This is a genomic window from Xanthomonas sp. WHRI 6108, from assembly GCF_040202385.2.
Lineage (GTDB): Bacteria > Pseudomonadota > Gammaproteobacteria > Xanthomonadales > Xanthomonadaceae > Xanthomonas > Xanthomonas arboricola.
Genome location: NZ_CP168198.1, coordinates 4,152,216 through 4,168,750 on the forward strand (window position 1 = coordinate 4,152,216; position 16,535 = coordinate 4,168,750).

14 protein-coding genes, 1 tRNA gene and 3 pseudogenes are annotated in these 16,535 nt (G+C 62.1%); 6 read left to right on the plus strand and 12 right to left on the minus strand.

The features are described from left to right. Window positions 1–7 precede the first annotated feature (7 nt). Together ABQ039_RS17410 and ABQ039_RS17415 are read right to left on the minus strand one after the other, a co-directional pair. Window positions 8–241 carry a DUF1653 domain-containing protein gene (locus ABQ039_RS17410; RefSeq protein WP_054592652.1) on the minus strand — a complete coding sequence of 78 codons (234 nt, stop codon included), beginning with the start codon at window positions 239–241 and terminating at the stop codon, window positions 8–10. 126 nt (window positions 242–367) lie between these two features. Further along, on the minus strand, window positions 368–574 hold the full coding sequence (locus tag ABQ039_RS17415) for a hypothetical protein (protein WP_349778383.1): 207 nt from the start codon (window positions 572–574) through the stop codon (window positions 368–370). Window positions 575–750: 176 nt separating this feature from the next. On the opposite strand from ABQ039_RS17415, the gene ABQ039_RS17420 reads away from it, so the two are divergent. After that, complete coding sequence (locus tag ABQ039_RS17420; RefSeq protein ID WP_046344581.1) at window positions 751–996, plus strand: hypothetical protein; 246 nt, start codon at window positions 751–753, stop codon at window positions 994–996. On the opposite strand, the gene ABQ039_RS17425 is transcribed toward ABQ039_RS17420, so the two are convergent. The 5 genes from ABQ039_RS17425 to ABQ039_RS17445 all read right to left on the minus strand — a co-directional run bounded on the left by ABQ039_RS17425 (window position 949) and on the right by ABQ039_RS17445 (window position 7,319). After that, window positions 949–2,427: a SulP family inorganic anion transporter gene (locus ABQ039_RS17425; RefSeq protein WP_349778384.1), complete on the minus strand. Its 1,479-nt coding sequence runs from the start codon at window positions 2,425–2,427 to the stop codon at window positions 949–951. The two genes, ABQ039_RS17420 and ABQ039_RS17425, sit on opposite strands and share 48 nt — an antisense overlap. A gap of 415 nt (window positions 2,428–2,842) precedes the next feature. Further along, complete coding sequence (locus tag ABQ039_RS17430; protein WP_054592654.1) at window positions 2,843–4,642, minus strand: chloride channel protein; 1,800 nt, start codon at window positions 4,640–4,642, stop codon at window positions 2,843–2,845. Window positions 4,643–4,809: 167 nt separating this feature from the next. Further along, window positions 4,810–5,586, minus strand: coding sequence for a type I methionyl aminopeptidase (gene map / locus ABQ039_RS17435; RefSeq protein WP_349778385.1), 777 nt, complete (start codon window positions 5,584–5,586; stop codon window positions 4,810–4,812). Next, window positions 5,583–5,795, minus strand: a complete 213-nt coding sequence (locus tag ABQ039_RS17440) for a ParD-like family protein (RefSeq protein ID WP_024938505.1) — start codon at window positions 5,793–5,795, stop codon at window positions 5,583–5,585. The genes map and ABQ039_RS17440 overlap by 4 nt, the downstream gene beginning before the upstream one ends. Window positions 5,796–5,927: 132 nt before the next feature. Then, the gene (locus ABQ039_RS17445; protein ID WP_374057816.1) at window positions 5,928–7,319 is read right to left on the minus strand and encodes an MFS transporter; all 1,392 of its coding nucleotides are present in this window, start codon (window positions 7,317–7,319) and stop codon (window positions 5,928–5,930) included. Between the two features lie 39 nt (window positions 7,320–7,358). Here ABQ039_RS17445 and ABQ039_RS17450 point away from each other — a divergent pair, with 39 nt between their 5' ends. The 5 genes and pseudogenes from ABQ039_RS17450 to ABQ039_RS17470 all read left to right on the plus strand — a co-directional run. Continuing rightward, on the plus strand, window positions 7,359–7,970 hold the full coding sequence (locus ABQ039_RS17450; protein WP_349778387.1) for a TetR/AcrR family transcriptional regulator: 612 nt from the start codon (window positions 7,359–7,361) through the stop codon (window positions 7,968–7,970). A 222-nt stretch (window positions 7,971–8,192) separates the two neighbouring features. Beyond that, a complete protein-coding gene (locus ABQ039_RS17455; RefSeq protein WP_104552820.1) occupies window positions 8,193–8,531 on the plus strand; it encodes a helix-turn-helix transcriptional regulator in 339 nt (112 codons plus the stop codon). Between the two features lie 54 nt (window positions 8,532–8,585). Then, window positions 8,586–9,002, plus strand: a complete 417-nt coding sequence (arsC, locus tag ABQ039_RS17460) for an arsenate reductase (glutaredoxin) (RefSeq protein ID WP_202975123.1) — start codon at window positions 8,586–8,588, stop codon at window positions 9,000–9,002. Next, window positions 9,002–9,724, plus strand: a complete 723-nt coding sequence (arsH, locus tag ABQ039_RS17465) for an arsenical resistance protein ArsH (protein ID WP_374057817.1) — start codon at window positions 9,002–9,004, stop codon at window positions 9,722–9,724. The genes arsC and arsH overlap by 1 nt, the downstream gene beginning before the upstream one ends. Before the next feature lie 17 nt (window positions 9,725–9,741). Further along, window positions 9,742–10,083: pseudogene (locus tag ABQ039_RS17470) on the plus strand (ArsB/NhaD family transporter); the annotation flags it as partial. Window positions 10,084–10,172: 89 nt separating this feature from the next. On the opposite strand, the pseudogene ABQ039_RS17475 reads toward ABQ039_RS17470, so the two are convergent. The 5 genes and pseudogenes from ABQ039_RS17475 to rpoD form a co-directional block, all read right to left on the minus strand. Beyond that, a pseudogene (locus ABQ039_RS17475) lies at window positions 10,173–10,595 on the minus strand (hypothetical protein); the annotation flags it as partial. A 295-nt stretch (window positions 10,596–10,890) separates the two neighbouring features. Continuing rightward, window positions 10,891–12,915, minus strand: a complete 2,025-nt coding sequence (locus ABQ039_RS17480; RefSeq protein ID WP_349778389.1) for an AAA family ATPase — start codon at window positions 12,913–12,915, stop codon at window positions 10,891–10,893. Window positions 12,916–13,756: 841 nt separating this feature from the next. Continuing rightward, window positions 13,757–13,832: transfer RNA gene (locus tag ABQ039_RS17485), tRNA-Ile, on the minus strand. Window positions 13,833–14,121: 289 nt separating this feature from the next. Then, window positions 14,122–14,435 (minus strand): annotated as a pseudogene (locus ABQ039_RS17490) (hypothetical protein). Window positions 14,436–14,621: 186 nt separating this feature from the next. Next, on the minus strand, window positions 14,622–16,496 hold the full coding sequence (gene rpoD / locus ABQ039_RS17495) for an RNA polymerase sigma factor RpoD (protein ID WP_016902493.1): 1,875 nt from the start codon (window positions 16,494–16,496) through the stop codon (window positions 14,622–14,624). Between the last annotated feature and the right edge of the window lie 39 nt (window positions 16,497–16,535).

Sequence of the window (16,535 nt, forward strand, 5' to 3'; positions counted from 1 at the left end):
GCCGCGCCTACTCGACCCGCGCAAAGCGGGGACGCGCAACGCCGTCCACCTCGACCTGCTCGACGAACATCGCATACGGCCGCACCCACAGACCGACCTCGCTGTCCAACGGGCGATAGAGCACCAGCGGGGCCAGCGTTTCGCTGCAACGCACGACGCCGAGCACGTCATAACGGCCGCCCTTGAAGTGGCGGTACTGGCCCAGCGCGATGCTGGGCAATGGCGACAGGGAGGTGTCCATGGATGTCACAGGATGGGCAATCCGCAAGTCTAGGCAGCATGGCCGGCCACAGCCAGCACATGCCGCGCAACCGGTGCCCTCTGCCGGGTTCAGCGTTGCACGGCCGCGTGCAACACTGCCACGCGCCTACTGGTCGTCGTCTTCGTCTTCGTCGTCTTCCGCGCCCAGGTCGTCATCGTCCTCGACCGGGTCTTCGATGCCATCGTCGTCATCGATCTCGCTGTCCTGTGCAGGCCCTTCCTGGATCGGTGTGTTGTCCCTGCCCGGTGCCTTGATGCCATTGGGCGGGGTCGGATCGTCTATGCCGCGGTTGCCGTTTTCGTCGTTGCTCATGGTCTGCTCCAGCGGTAAAAGACCGCACGGCCACCCTCCTCCCGCCGATGTGACGCGCACGTGTGTCCTGCACGATGGCAGCGCACCCGTGCGGCCACGCGTGAGGCGAACGAGCGCGACTGCATCCGGCCGGCACCTGTGGCCGTAGTGATGAGAACGCCCACGGAGTCACCCGCATGCCGAGCCTGATCTGCGACCTGAAAGACCTGCTCGCCGCCTGGAAGGCCGAGGCCGGAACCTTCGATGCCTGCGACATGCCGGCCTCCGCGCTGGCCTTCCGCGACTGCCATCGTCGCCTGTCCGCGTTGCTGGACGAACATGCACGCCACGCGGCGGCGCCGACGGCCGCGTTGGCTGCGCACGAGCAGCCGGGCTCAGTGCCCCAGCTGCAGGCGCGCGCCATCGCGTCGATGGGTTCCTAAGGTTTCGATCAGCGTGTCGCTGGCCTGATTCACGCCGATTACCTCGACCTCGGCGCCGTGCGCGCGCAGCTTGAGCACCACCCGATCCAGCGCCGCCACCGCGCTGATGTCCCAGAAGTGCGCGTGGCTCAGGTCGATCAGCACCTTCGGCGGCGTGCCCGGGAAATCGAAGCTGGCCACGAACTGCCCGGCCGATGCAAAGAACACCTGGCCGCGCACCGCATACACGCGCACTCCGTCGTCGCGCTCGCTGGCCTGCACCTGCAACATGCGCCCGACCTTGCGCGCAAAGAACAGCGCCGACAGCAGCACTCCGGCCAGCACGCCGCGGGCCAGATCGTGCGTCCATACCGTGACCACGACGGTGCCCAGCATCACCACCGACGAACTCCCCGGGTGCGTGCGCAGATCGCGTAGCGAGCTCCAGCTGAAGGTGCCGATGCTGACCATGATCATCACCGCCACCAACGCCGCCATCGGGATCTGGCGCACCCAGGGCGCGCCATACACCACCATCAGCAGCAGGACGACACCGGCCACCAGGCACGACAAACGCCCGCGCCCGCCCGAGCGCACATTGATCACCGATTGCCCGATCATCGCGCAGCCGGCCATGCCACCGAAGCACCCGGCCAGCAGGTTCGCCAGCCCCTGCCCTGCGCATTCGCGGTTGCGCTGCGACGGGGTGTCGGTGAGGTCTTCGACAATCTGCGCGGTCATCAACGACTCCAGCAGGCCCACCACGGCCAGCGTCGTCGACACCGGCAGCAGGATGCGCATGCTGTCCCACGTCAGCGGTACGTCCGGCAGCAGGAACACCGGCAGGCTGTCGGGCAGACGACCCATATCGCCCACGTTGCGGATGTCGATGTGCCAGTACGCGCACACCGCCGTCAGCACCACGATGGCGACCAGCGGCGAGGGAATCGCCGTGGTGAAGCGCGGCAGCAGATAGATGATGGCCAGGCCCGCTGCACACACCGCATGCACCGGCCATGGCATGCCGACCAGCTCCGGCAACTGCGCCAGGAAGATCAGGATCGCCAACGCATTGACGAAGCCGGTGATCACCGAGCGCGAAACAAAGCGCATCAATGCGCCCAGGCGCAATGCCGCGGCGATCAGCTGCAGCACGCCGGCCAGCACGGTGGCCGCCAGCAGGTACTGCAGGCCGTGGTCCTTGACCAGGTCCACCATCAACAACGCCATTGCGCCGGTGGCGGCCGAAATCATGCCGGGCCGGCCACCGGCGATCGAGGTCACCACCGCAATGCAGAACGCCGCGTACAGCCCGACCTTGGGGTCGACGCCGGCAATGATCGAAAAGGCAATGGCTTCGGGAATCAGCGCAAGCGCGACCACGATGCCGGCGAGCACATCGCCACGCACGTTGCCGAGCCATTGCTGGCGCAACGAGAAAACTCTGGACATTGAAACGACTCCGCGCACCGGCAAACACACGGCGCGAATACATGAACGTCAAACACCTGGACCTTCGCAGCAACTGCGAGCGCGTGATGCCTTAGGTCAGGGTGGTGTCATGTGTCGGAGGAAATCGCTCTGGACGAGGCTGCATGCTAACGCGCTGAGGTCGGTCTGCACAACCCGATGGCGCGCTGCTGCGCACGCGCGTCCAATAGTGGAGACCGAGCAACGCTGCCAATGCGTGAGAACACCAGCGCTCAGGCCGCTGGAAGCTGCGTGCTGGCATCGCATGCTGCCGCTGGCGAGGGCAAGCTGCATGCGTCGCGGGCGCAGGGCGTTGCGTGAGACACCTTCTGCACGCGGTAGATCTACCGGGCCAGCATGCGCCCCGTCGCTTCAGCCGCTGCCGGCAGCGCGTGGCTCAGTCGTCGCCGAGCACACGCTCGCCCATCAGTTCGCGTTCGCGCTTTTCCAGTTCTTCGGCATAGCGCTTGCGCACGAAGCCTTCCGACAACACGCCCAGCACCTTGCGTTGTGCATCGATCACCGCCAGCTCATCGGCCTGCGTAGCGTCGAAGACCTTCATGACCGCCACGATGTCGGTGTCTGCCAGCAATGCCGCATCGCGGTGCTTGGCGTAGTCGCTCACCGGCGCATCGGCCTGCACGTTGTCCGCATACAGCACTGCCAGCGGCACCACACCGGCGTAATGGCCGGCGGCGTCTTCCAGCACCACGCGCTGCGTGGATCCCAATGGAAACCGCCGGCGAAACTCGCTCACCGTGGTGTCGTGCGCAGTGTGGTTGGCGTCCTTGCGCATCATCTTGCCGGCCGACAGATTGCGCACCCACCCCACGTCGCGTGCGCTGCGGATGTTCTCGCCACGCAGATGCAGGCGCCAGGTGGAGAACGAATAGCCGAACACCTGGCGCACCACGGTATTGGCCACCAGCACCGCCACCATCACCGCGCTCGCCAGCACAAAGTCGTGCGTGCCTTCCAGGATCAGCATGGCCATCGTCATCGGCGCACCGACAATGGCCGCCGCCAACGCGGCCATGCCCACCAACGAAGCGCTGGTGATGTCCACCGCCGCGGCGCCGACCAGCAGGTTCAGGAACACCGCAAACAGGCTGCCCACCAGCGAGCCCATGAACAGCGAAGCGAAGAACAGGCCGCCACGGAAGCCGAAACCCAGCGAGATGCCCGACGCGATGCATTTGAGCACCAGCAAACCGGCCAATACCTGCAGCGTGCTGCTACTGGTCAGGTCAAGATGCAGGGCGCCATGTCCCGACGACAGCACTTGCGGCGAATACATCGCCAACGGAATCAGCAGCAACCCGCCCACCACCGGGCGCCCCCAGATCGGCAGCTCGATCCGCCCCACGGCGCGTTCGATACCGGCCACCAGCCGCATCACCGCGATGCCGATCAACGCGCAGGTCAGCCCCAACGCGATGTAGATCGCATAGTCACGCGGCTGCAATTGATAGGCGACCGCCGCCGGCAACGAATACGGCGCGGCACCGAGCGCGTTGGCCATGAACGCGCCGGCCAGCGCCGCTGCGGCCACCGGCGCAAGCGCCGACGGCGTATAGGCGCCGATCACGATCTCGAACGCGTAGAACGCACCGGCCAGCGGCGCCCCGAACGCACCGGCGATCGCGCCTGCCGCGCCGGCACCGACCAGCGTGCGCATGTCGGCCCGGCGTACCCGCAGGACACGGCCCAGCTGCGAACCGGCGCCTGCGCCCATCTGCGTGTAGGTCGCCTCCAGCCCCACCGATGCGCCGAAACCGTTGGACAGCAGCGTCTGCACCGCAACGATCAGGTTGTCGCGCATCGACATGCGCCCGCCGTGCAGGGCATTGGCTTCTACCGCATCCACCAGCGGCCGCTTGCGCCGCCGCGCCAGCAAGGCCACCAGGCCCACCAGCAGGCCGCCCAACGGCAACACCAGCAACTGGGTGGCGGTGATCGATTCGGCGGTACTGAGCCGCTCGCCCGGTGCAAGCGCGTACAGCCAGGCCTGCAGCGCATGCGCCATGCCGGCCTGCACCACCATCAGTGCCGCCGCGATCAGCCCCACCACGGCTGCCAGCCCGATGAACCACAGATCGTTGGCGCGCAACTGCCGGCGCAACCACTCCAGCGGCCGTCGCCAGGATGCTGCCGCCGGGTGCACGGCGTGCGTGGGGTTATGAGGAAGTGGCTGCATGGAAGACCAGCGCTCCGCCGGATCAGGGTGCCGGCGCACGGGAGACGTCAGCGATACGGCCTAGTGTGCAGCAACCTGGCTGACCTGCCGCAGTCTGGCCGCGGCAGTGCACGCAACGAACACAGCGGCGGCAGCGGGCGCAGGCCACACGCCGGGGGACGGCGCGCTCACCCCAGCGCACACAGCGGCTTTTCCCCGGGGCGCAAGGTCAGCACACGCACACCGGTACGCGTGACCGCCACGGTGTGCTCGAACTGCGCCGACAACTTGCCGTCGCGCGTATGCACTGGCCATTGATCCGGCTCGGCGCGGATCGCCGCCCTGCCCTGATTGATCATCGGCTCGATGGTGAACACCATGCCTTCCTGCAGCTGCATCCCGGTGCCGGCATGCCCGTAGTGCAGGATCTGCGGCTCTTCATGCATCTGCCGGCCGATGCCATGCCCGCAATATTCCTTCACCACGCTATAGCCCTGCTCGCGCGCATGCCGCGCAATCGCATGACCGATGTCGCCCAGCCGCGCGCCCGGACGCACCGCCGCAATCCCCTTCCACATCGCCTGATAGGTAGCCTGCACCAGCCGCCGCGCCGGATACGCCACCTCGCCCACCAGATACGTCGTGCTGGAGTCGGCGATATAGCCGTCCTTTTCCAGCGTGATATCCAGGTTGACGATCTGCCCGCTCCGCAGCACGTCCCCGGCCGCGGGCACGCCATGGCACACCACATCATCGATCGAGGCATTGAGCACGAAGGGAAAGTCGTACTGCCCCTTGCTGGCCGGCCGCGCGCCCAGCTCGTCGACAATCATCCGCTCGACGAAGTCGTTGAGTTCCAGCGTGCTGCGGCCTGCCAGCGGCAGCTGATCCAGCGCATGGAACACCTGCGCCAGCAGCGCACCGGCGTTGGCCATCAACGCAATCTCCGCCGGCTGCTTGATCATGTCCGCGCCGGTTTCAGGGATTGCGGCCGCACGCCTGCCGCGCGCAGTTCCTGCGCCACGATGTCCTGGAACGAGGATTCCGGATGCATCTCGCACAGCATGCCGACCTTGATCCAGAAAGTGGCCTGCGCGTTGATCGACCGGCTGGTCACCGTGCACGCGCGGCGCAGCTGATCGTGCAGTTCGTCATCGATATTGACGATGCCCATGCAAGCTCCAATGTCATGAATATACGAATCGTATATGAAACGTATAAACACCTGCAATGCCGGCAGCTGCCTGCGGCTGCGCTCGCTGGGTACCAGGCGAACGCAGCCGGGAAGACATCAGGCAGGGCAGCGCTAGTGACCGGCAACCGGCGCGCGTGCGCCAGTCGCAAAGCCGTGCTGTCGGGCACGCCATGCAATCAGCAGCCCGATTGCCAGCAGCAAGGCCATGGCAACCGGAAAGGTCTGCGCGCCCCATTGGTCCAGCAGCACGCCGCCCACCACGCCACCGCCGGCGATGACGCTGTTCCAGGCAACCACGTTGAGCGACAGCGCAACATCGGCGCCTTTGCCTGCGCTGTCGGCAAGCGCGGTCTGCAGCAGGGTCGCCGCGCCACCAAAGGTCAGGCCCCACACCGCCACACAGACGTAGACCACAGGCTGCACGTCTTGCAGCAACGCCAGCACCACTGAGATCGCAAGGAACGTCGCCAACGACACCAACACCGTGCCACGCAGATGCTGCTCCACCAACTTTGCCGCCACGCCGATGCCGACCAGTGCCGCAACGCCGAAGATCAACAGCAGCACGTCAACGCGATGTGCCAGCCCCGCGTGTGCGGCGAACGGCGCCACATAGGTGTACAGGATGTTGTGAGCCAGCATCCACGCCATCACGGTGGCGAGCACCGGGCGCACGCCGGGCGTGCCGAGCACCTTGCGCAGCGGCACCCGCTGCGCTGCGGACTGGCCGGGGTAGTCGGGCACCTTCAGCAGCACCCACACGATCAGAATGAGCGTCAGTCCGGACATCGCGGCGAACGCGCTGCGCCAGCCCAGTATGCCGCCCATCCAGGTGCCCAGCGGCACGCCGAGGGAAAGCGCAACCGGCGTGCCCACCATCGCAATCGCCATGGCCCTGCCCTGCTGGTCCGGCTGTACCATGCGCCGCGCGTAACCGGCAAGCAGGCTCCACGCCAGGCCTGCCGCTGCGCCGGCAAACAAGCGCGCCACCAGGGTCAGCGCGTAACTGGTCGACAGTGCGGTGACCGAGTTGAACAGCAGGAAGCCGACGATGGTGAGCAACAGGACGTTACGCCGCCTCCACTGCTGGGTCGCAATGGTCAGCGGAATTGCGGCAATCACCGACCCAAGCGCGTAGGCGGTCACCGTCTGCCCGGCCAGTGCCGGGCTGATACCGAGGCCTACGGACATCTGCGGCAGCAGTCCTGCCGGAAGGGTTTCGGTCACGATGCAGATGAAGCCGGTCATGGCCAGCGCCAGCAGCGCGGCGACGGGCAATGGCGGCGGGATCGCGCCGGCGGTGGATGCAGTTGAAGAGGTCACACGCTGTCCTTTGTTGGGGAGGGAAGATCTCGGTCGGACCACTAGATATATATCGATCGATACACATAAAGACCGAAAAAAGCAGGTCTTCGTCCTGAGACCTGCCGGCCGGCACCACTGAGTGCCTACATATGTATCGCTCGATATATATCTACATGGTGGCTGCGTTGTCAACGACATCTGTATCGATTAGTCTTGATGTAGAGATTGGAGGGCGCCATGGCGCAAATGGGAAGGCCACGCAGCTTCGACCGTGACGCCGCGGTGGAAGAAGCGCTTCACCTGTTCTGGGAACAGGGCTACGAGTCCACCTCGTTGAGCCAGCTCAAGGCCGCGATTGGTGGCGGCATCACCGCGCCCAGCTTCTATGCCGCCTTCGGCTCGAAGGAAGCGCTCTTCAAGGAATGCATGGACCGCTACCTGGCGACATACGCCAAGGTGACCCACTGCTTGTGGGACGCCGCGCTCGGCCCCAGGCAGGCGGTGGAGCTTGCGCTGCGCCGCTCCGCCAAGATGCAGTGCGAGCGTGGTCACCCGAAAGGCTGCATGGTCACGCTGGGAGTGATGAGCGCGCCGTCGCCGGAGCTCTCGGCACTGTGCACACCGCTGACGCGCTCGCGCGCACGCACGCGCGCCGGCATCCGCGCCTGCGTAGACCGCGCCATCGCCGGCGGCGAACTCGGGCCCGCCGTGGACGCCGCCGCACTGACCTGCGTGTTCGACAGTTTCCTGCTCGGGCTATCCACGCTGGCCCGGGATGGCATGAGCTTCAAGGCGATGGATGCCGCAATCACGCAGCTCATGGTGTTTTGGGACGCCCAGGCGCGCTAGGTAGCGCTTCGACCTTGCCGCCGAGCAAGGCTGGAAGTCGATGCGCGTGTGCTCAAGCGTATCCGCAAGTGCTGTGGCTGAAGCCCCTGCCACAGCCGGTGGCCCCGGCTAATCCCTGATGCACTGGTCCTACGGCGGTTGGTGCGCGGCACCGGCCTCCGCCGTGCAGGCGCAAACTGAACCAACTATTGCACTTTGCAACTATATTTGTAGAGTAGCGCAATGAAAGACGATTCCGCTGTTGCAGCCCTCTCTGCTCTCGCACACACCGATCGACTGGCCGCATTCCGAATGCTTGTTCGCGCAGGCCCTGACGGCATGCCGTCAGGGGAGATTGCCGAGCGGCTTACGATCCCCCCAACACGAATGAGCTTTCACCTCGCAACGCTGGAGCGTGCTCGCCTGCTGCGCTCCTGGCGCGATGGGCGACGTGTCCTTTATGCGGCGAGCTACGAGGACATGCGCCAGCTGCTCTCGTTTCTCACCGAGGACTGCTGCTCGGGGAACCCAGAGATCTGTGGTGTGGCCCTGACTCGTTGCACATCGGAAACCTGCGTTTGAGCCTTCCTCAGCCTTAATGCCCGTCGGCCTGACACGGCCCAGCTCAAGGAGATCATTGCGATGCTGACGATCTATCACAACCCTGCCTGCGGCACGTCCCGGAACGTCTTGGAGATGATGCGCCAGTCTGGCGAGGACCCTGAGATCATCGAATATCTGCACACCCCGCCGACGCGCGAGAAGCTGGTCGAGCTAATTGCCGCCATGGGCATCGCGCCGCACGATCTGTTACGCCAGAAGGGAACCCCGTACGCGGAGTTGGGCTTGGACAATCCTGCCCTCACTGACGAACAGCTGGTGGACGCGATGATCGCGCACCCAATCCTTATCAATCGTCCCATCGTCGTTTCCGATCGGGGCGTGGCGCTCTGCCGGCCATCCGAGAAAGTGCTCACTTTGCTGGCCCACCCGGTCGCGTCCTTTACGAAAGAAGACGGCGAAGCGGTGACAACAGGCGGAGCGTCGAAGTGATGGGTGGCGTTGCCATGGATCTACCCGGCATCGATCCGACACACCTCACTCCAATCGACGTCAACGCACTGGCCACGCCCGGCGACCCCAGACATCCGCCCCGCATCCTCATCCTGTACGGCTCGTTGCGCGAGCGCTCCTATTCGCGGCTGCTGGCAGAGGAAACTGGCCGCTTGTTGCGCTGGTACGGCTGCGACGTACGCATCTTCGATCCACACGACCTGCCGCTGCCCGACGGGGCGACTCCAGACCACCCGAAGGTGAGTGAATTACGCGAGCTCGCCTACTGGTCGGAGGGTATGGTTTGGGTCAGTCCGGAGCGCCATGGCGCGATGACAGGGATCATGAAAGCGCAGATCGACTGGATTCCTCTCACCGAGGGCGCCAAGCGCCCGACGCAGGGCAAGACGCTGGCCGTCATGCAGGTTTGCGGCGGTTCGCAAAGCTTCAACGCTGTGAACCAGCTGCGCGTGCTCGGCCGGTGGATGCGCATGCTCACGATCCCGAACCAGTCATCCGTTGCCAAGGCGTTTCAGGAGTTCGATGAGTCCGGGCGGATGAAGCCGTCTGCCTACTATCAACGCGTCGTCGACGTTTGCGAGGAACTGGTCAAATTCACCTGGCTTGTGCGTGGCCGCTCGGCGTATCTGACCGATCGCTATTCTGAGCGAGTTGAAAACGCTGAAGAATTGTCCAAGCGCGTAAATCAGCGCTCCATCTGACCACTGCGGAGCGCTGCATGCTTGCCCTCGCGATTTTCATCGTCACCCTTGTTTTCGTCATCTGGCAACCGCGCGGGATTGGCATCGGCTGGTCGGCCCTCGCCGGTGCAGCAGTCGCTTTGGCTACCGGCGTCGTCGGGTGGAACGACGTCGGCACCGTGTGGGGGATCGTCTGGGATGCGACCTTTACCTTCGTCGCCCTCATCATCATCTCGCTCATCTTGGACGCGGCCGGCTTCTTTGCCTGGGCAGCACTGCACGTGGCTCGATGGGGCGGCGGCAATGGTCGGAAACTGTTTCCACTGATCGTTCTGCTAGGCGCCACGATCGCTGCGGTTTTCGCTAACGATGGCGCGGCATGAAGCGAACCCCGCTCCATAACGGACGCCGCAAAAATTAGGCGTTGCACGTGCCCATTGCCATCGAGAAACGGATGAACCAAGCCAAAAATGTAGAAAAGCCGCACTATTTCAAGCTGTACGGTGTCTGCGTTCGTGCTTAATGGCATGGTGAAAATCTTCCTAGCCTGATCCGCCACCATGCTTATTAACTGATCCACCTTTTCGGGAGCAGCAAATTCTTGATAAAAGCCATCTTCGCGAAAAACCCCGCTGCGGCGCCCCTCAAGAGTTGTCCCAAGTGTTCCGCGATACGTTCCCGCATACTCAGGATGCTCTGCAGGCGCTAGCGCTGAATAGAGTCGGTGATGTACCTCCCTACTATCGCAAATGAAGCCCAAGCGCTCCTGCGAACTCGCGCGTGCCAGACGTTGGAGCTCGGCACTGCACGTCACCTCTAAAACTTCGTCATACGTCGATTGCACATGCGGAAGCCACTTCAATGGTTGATCCACTCGGCCGTAATCGTTCATGCATTCATCGTATCAAAGCGGCGTCGTTGGTTGGCTTGCGCTTGGGTTTAACAGTTAGGATCATTCAGACACAACCACGGCTTCGCGATCGCGTGCTCTGAAGAGGCCAAGGCCTTAGGCATCCCCTCGGATAACCCGGTCCACAAGGTCGATCGCGCTGAAGACGCGTTGGAACTTCTTGAACTCGGCGCACACCTGGGCGGAATAGTGCATCGCACGGATTCCGGCTGACAGGTGCCCCAGCATAGTCGTGGTCGTCGCAGGTGATGCGACGACACACGACAGTGGCTCTCGACTACTTCAAAACCTTGTTCACGTGCGTAAACATTTTGGTGAACGCTTCGATTTCCGCCTCCTGCAAGTCCGAAAGACCATGGTCGCGGCTCCAGCTAAGAAAAGCCTTAGCGAGCTTGTACTTGCTGAAATCCGCAACGTTCTTCTTGAAAAGGTCGACAATGGGCTGATCAGGCATGCTCGCCGCAATAGCCTTGATGTCCCACTTAAGTGTGAAGCACGCCACTTCAATCAGCGTCGCGCGCAATAGATCCTCAATCTCACAGTTCTTCGGCAAGTCATCTGCGAAGTCCTTAGTTCGAAGGATAGCCTTCTGGCCAAGCGAATGGACCAAAGTATCCTGCTTCGCGGCTTGCTCTCCGGCAGAATCTGAATCCAGCAACGCAGCGACCTTCAAACTGTGCGCATGGAGGATGGTTGCAAAGTAGACCACGCGCGAGGCATTACCTGCGGGCACCAGAGCAATCTTGTCCAATGCCTTCTGCTTAGCTTTGGAGTCGAGCATCATCTGATTGATGGCCTCGACGTACCAGAAGTCAGTAAGTCCTTCCAGGATCAAGTTGCGCTGTTGATTAAACAGGCTCTGTGCCATGTCGTAGCCCAGCGCCTCCTGCAGAGGCAGCAGAGCCGGCGAGTCAGAAGCAGCCACGCTAGTCGAAACTTTCGTTCCTGATTCGCGATCGCGCATCTCAATAACACGTACTAGATCGAGTTCGCCGGGACCGACCAGGAAAGGCGAGTGTGTAGTGAATATTGTTTGGTTCTTCATGGCTAGCTTGGACAACGTCTGCCGAAATTCGCGTTGTTTCAATCCGTGCAGACTCACGCCTGGCTCATCCAGCAACAAAATTGCATTCCTATGCTTTTCCCCAGCCTCCGCGAAGAAGACAACAAAAAATGAGACCAGCCACTGAAATCCTTCTGATCGCTGGTCTAGCTCTACTTCTACGCCAACGGAGTCCTCGACAATCAGCTTCAGATACTGCCCATCCGAGATGATCTTGACCTTGGAGGCTTCACCTCGCGACTCATCTGGCGCCCAGATTGATCGAATCTCTTGTGTGAGCCTCAGACTAGCAGCGTTGAGTTGATATTGCCGATCGTCACGTTTTGCTTGGTAGGCCTCAAGTTCGGCCTGCCTGTTAGCCGCAGGAGAGCTCTCTGCAACGGCATCAGACAGTTCACGCGGCGTGAATCCGAGAAGCTTCAACAGACATAGATTGCCGTAATCGTAAGTGGCGTCATCGAGCAATCCACTTTCCACGCGCTGGGCAAGGTGGTCTAGTTGGATGCGAGGCCGGACACGGAAGTAGTTGTTGAAGAGCACGAACTTTGGAGTTCGCTTCGACAAGGTCTTAAGAGCCAAGTCATGAAGACGCTCAACTTCACACACAGCCTTCAAACGATCATAGCGCTCCTCCTCCGCACTCGTTGCTTCGTCAATGTAGGGCAGAGCCGAATCGAGAGTTCTCCGAAATTCAGCGGCCTGTTCTGCACTCAAATAATGCCCGGCCTGCAATCCTGCATGGAAAGATTCGACTGCTTGGGCCGCGGCACTAGCCTTCGACTTGTGCTCTTCCGGAATAGTGTCCCGCTGCAGATGCGCAACGAACCTGACAACATCCTTCGACATACCTTCCTTAGTGCTTCGAATCGGTGCCTTCTCGATCCAGTGAACTACTCTATCGTCCGCGTAACGCGCCCGAACATACACAGCTTCGGCGTATCCGTCCGACAGTTCAGCCCGGTCAGCATCGTCCAGCTCAAACCAACCTTGTACAACTAGCTCATTGGCTGGAGTGATCTCGCCGGTGCGAATGAGGTGATACCTGGCCCGCGGAAAGTCTTTAAGAGGGACAAGTGGACCTACCTCCTCCGGGCGGCTTAGGTGCTGAAGGGCCTGCAGGATGGCAGTCTTTCCAGCCTCGTTGGCGCCAACCAAGATTGTTTTATTTTCTTCAAGAGCAAAGACACCAGTGTCTGTGATGCTTCGATAATTCTTTACATGCGCTTTGACCAATCGCATAGCTGTCCCCTGTCGTCCTAGGTCGTTGATAGTAGCTATTAGGATTGCCTCCTTGAAACAGAAGTCTGACCCTGAGAAAGGCTCTTTCAGGATCCGCCAAATAGGCGACAACACCCGTCACAAGCTGCCCCCCGATTAGCGGCGGCGGTCTCACTCGCGGTTCAGCGATTCGCCAAAACGACCGCCAGTCAGCCGTCTTCTGACTTAGTTCCCTAGCGCCCGCTTTAGCTCGGAAGCCGCCTGCAGGGTATCAGCGTGCTATCCGAGATAGCTTGCGTACCACCAAGATGGGGTTGGGGATGAAGTCGCTGCGGGAAGTTGTGAAAATTTTGAAGAGATTCGGCGCGGTATCGCAGAATCTCGAAGAGCGCCGGCTTGCCGTCGAGCACTCTAAGGCGCGCTATCGAGTGCCGCGGAGGATCCGTCACCAGACGCCTTGGACCTCGTCGGAATAGGGCAGGACCAGGCCGCGAAGATCGTGCAACGGGTGTTGCGCAACATTGGCGTACGGGAAATTCGGAGGGGTCTCCAACCCTCCTACGCCAAGCCGTCGCACAGGTTCCTGGAGGATCCTATCCAGCGGATTCCTAAGATTTTTCGCGGGCACATGTCGAATGCTCTGGTACAGAATTCGCCGTTCGGCTTCTTGTACCGTCAGCGAAAATTCCGTAAGCGATTGTTTGGACAGTAATTTCTTGTCATCGGCGACGCCGGCCCGGCCTTGCGCCGTCGGTGTCGCTGGTTGCAGCGGACAACTTATGCATACATTGACATCATAAGTTGTCCGATCTGGCCAACTTATGCTTACAAGAACACTGTGGAATCGCAATCCCTGTTTCTATGGTGGGCCCACCAGGATTCGAACCTGGAACCAAAGGATTATGAGTCCTCTGCTCTAACCGTTGAGCTATAGGCCCGGCAGGGTGGGTGGCGAGATGCGGGGCATGTCGGACCGTCCAGCGGAGGCGAAAGTTTACCTGTCCGCGCGCGTCGCTGTCTGCTGACATCAGGCATCGATGAGGAGAAGCGCCCGCACCCACCCGTGCCCGCGCATGCCCACGAAAAAGCCCGGCGCGAGCCGGGCTTTTAAATTTGTATGCGATCAGTGCGCTTTGCGCACCATTCTCTGTAGGTGATCCGGTGCTACAAGCACCTCAGCAATCAGCACCTCAGCAATCCCGAATCCCCACTCCCAAATCCCGGCCTCTAAGCCACCTCAAGCTGCGCATCGACCAATTGCCGGCCTGCACGGAATCCCTGCGCGATGGCTTCCTGGTAGGTCTCCCATCCCTGTTCCCGGCCACCGATGCGTGGCTGGCGTTTGCCGCCCAGTGCATACACGTCGACCCACAGCGTCCACCTGGCGCCCGGGGACGCCTGTTCGGTGCGTACGCGAATCTCGTGCTCGCGGTATGTGGTGGTTTCAAAGCGGCTTTGCCTGCTCATACGACGGCCTCGTTCCATTCGTCCATCAACTTAGAAGCCACGGCTAGAACGTCACGTGAGTCAGGCAGAAACATCGGCTTCATGTTGCGCCGCTGTCTGGCTTCGTCGCCGGGGCGTGAATGTCGCCTGCGCCATCCCCGGCGCGTCCGTGCTTCGGCGACGTCCACCCGGGCAAGCATAGCGCGCAGCATGCCCCACAACGCAACAGCCCCGCATGTGCGGGGCTGTTGTGTGATCACTGCACCGATACGGCTACCGGATCAGTCGATGTCCAGGAACGAGCGCAGCTGTTCCGAACGGCTCGGGTGACGCAGTTTGCGCAACGCCTTGGCCTCTATCTGACGGATCCGCTCGCGGGTGACGTCAAACTGCTTGCCCACTTCTTCCAGCGTGTGATCGGTATTCATGTCGATACCGAAGCGCATCCGCAGCACCTTGGCCTCGCGCGGGGTCAGCCCTGCCAACACGTCCCGCACCGTCTCGGAGAGATTGATGTTGGTGGTGTTGTCGATCGGGGACTCCACGTTGGTGTCCTCGATGAAGTCGCCCAGATGCGAATCCTCGTCGTCGCCGATCGGGGTTTCCATCGAGATCGGCTCCTTGGCGATCTTCATCACCTTGCGGATCTTGTCCTCGGGCATGTCCATTTCCTTGGCCAGCTCCTCCGGCGTGGCCTCGCGGCCGAACTGCTGGAGCATCTGGCGGGAAATGCGGTTCAACTTGTTGATCGTTTCGATCATGTGCACCGGAATACGGATGGTGCGCGCCTGATCGGCGATCGAACGGGTGATGGCCTGGCGGATCCACCATGTCGCATACGTCGAGAACTTGTAACCGCGGCGGTATTCGAACTTGTCCACGGCCTTCATCAGGCCGATGTTGCCTTCCTGGATCAGGTCGAGGAACTGCAGGCCGCGGTTGGTGTACTTCTTGGCGATGGAGATGACCAGGCGCAGGTTGGCCTCGACCATTTCCTTCTTGGCCTTGCGTGCCTTGGCTTCGCCATAGGCCATCGCGCGGCTGATCTCCTTGATCTCGCCCAGGGTCAGGTAGTTGGCCTTCTCCATCTCGATCGAGCCCTGCTGCTCGGAGACGATCTGGTCCTTGACGTCGCGCAGCGCCGACGACCACTTCTGCTTGCGCTTGAGTGCGTCTTCCACCCATTCCAGGTTGGTCTGGTTGCCTTCCCAGGAGCGGATGAAATCCTTGCGCGGCATGCGTGCCACGGTGGTGGCCAGGTGCAGCACCTTGCGCTCGTGATCCTTGATGCCGTTGACCACGCCACGCAGCTGGGTGACCAGCGCATCGGTCAGCGGCAGCGGCAGCTTGAGCGTGGTGAAGATGGCGGCCATGTCTTCGCGCGCCTTGACCACCAGCTTGTGCTCGGCGCCGTTCTTGGCATAGATCTTCTTGAACTTGGCGTATTCGTTGGCCAGGTTCTCCATGCGCGTGGCAACTTCCACCGGGTCCGGACCGGTCGGGCCGGCCTCTTCCTCGGCAGCGTCGTCATCGCCGTCTTCGTCGTCGTCTTCATCGACCGCGTCTTCGTCGACGGCGACCGGGCCGGCGGCGGCCAGCGCAGCAGCGGCGGCGTCGGCTTCTTCGATCAGGTCGTTGAAGCCGACCACGATCTCGGCCAGACGCTTCTTGCCTTCCTTGTGCGCTTCGTAATCAGCCAGCAGCATTTCGGTCGACAGCGGGAACACGCCCAGCGCTGCCTGGACCTGGCTCAGGCCTTCTTCGATACGCTTGGCGATGGCGATTTCGCCTTCGCGGGTCAGCAGCTCGACCGTACCCATTTCGCGCATGTACATGCGCACCGGGTCGGTGGTGCGGCCACCTTCGGTGTCGAGCGCGGTCAGCGCGGCGGCAGCTTCTTCGGCTGCGGTGTCGTCAACCTCGCGGTTGCCGGTGTTGCCATCGTTGAGCAACAGGGTTTCAGCATCGGGGGCAACTTCATGGACATCGATGCCCATGCCGTTGATCATGCTGATAATGTCTTCGATCTGCTCCGGGTCGACCAGGTCGTCGGGCAGGTGGTCATTGACTTCGGCGTAGGTCAGATAGCCCTGTTCCAGGCCCTTGCTGATCAGTAGCTTGATGTCGGATTGCTGGGCAGGACGTTCGTTGGCCATGAGTGCTCGCGCCACCGGCTTTGAGATTGGAAAGAGAAC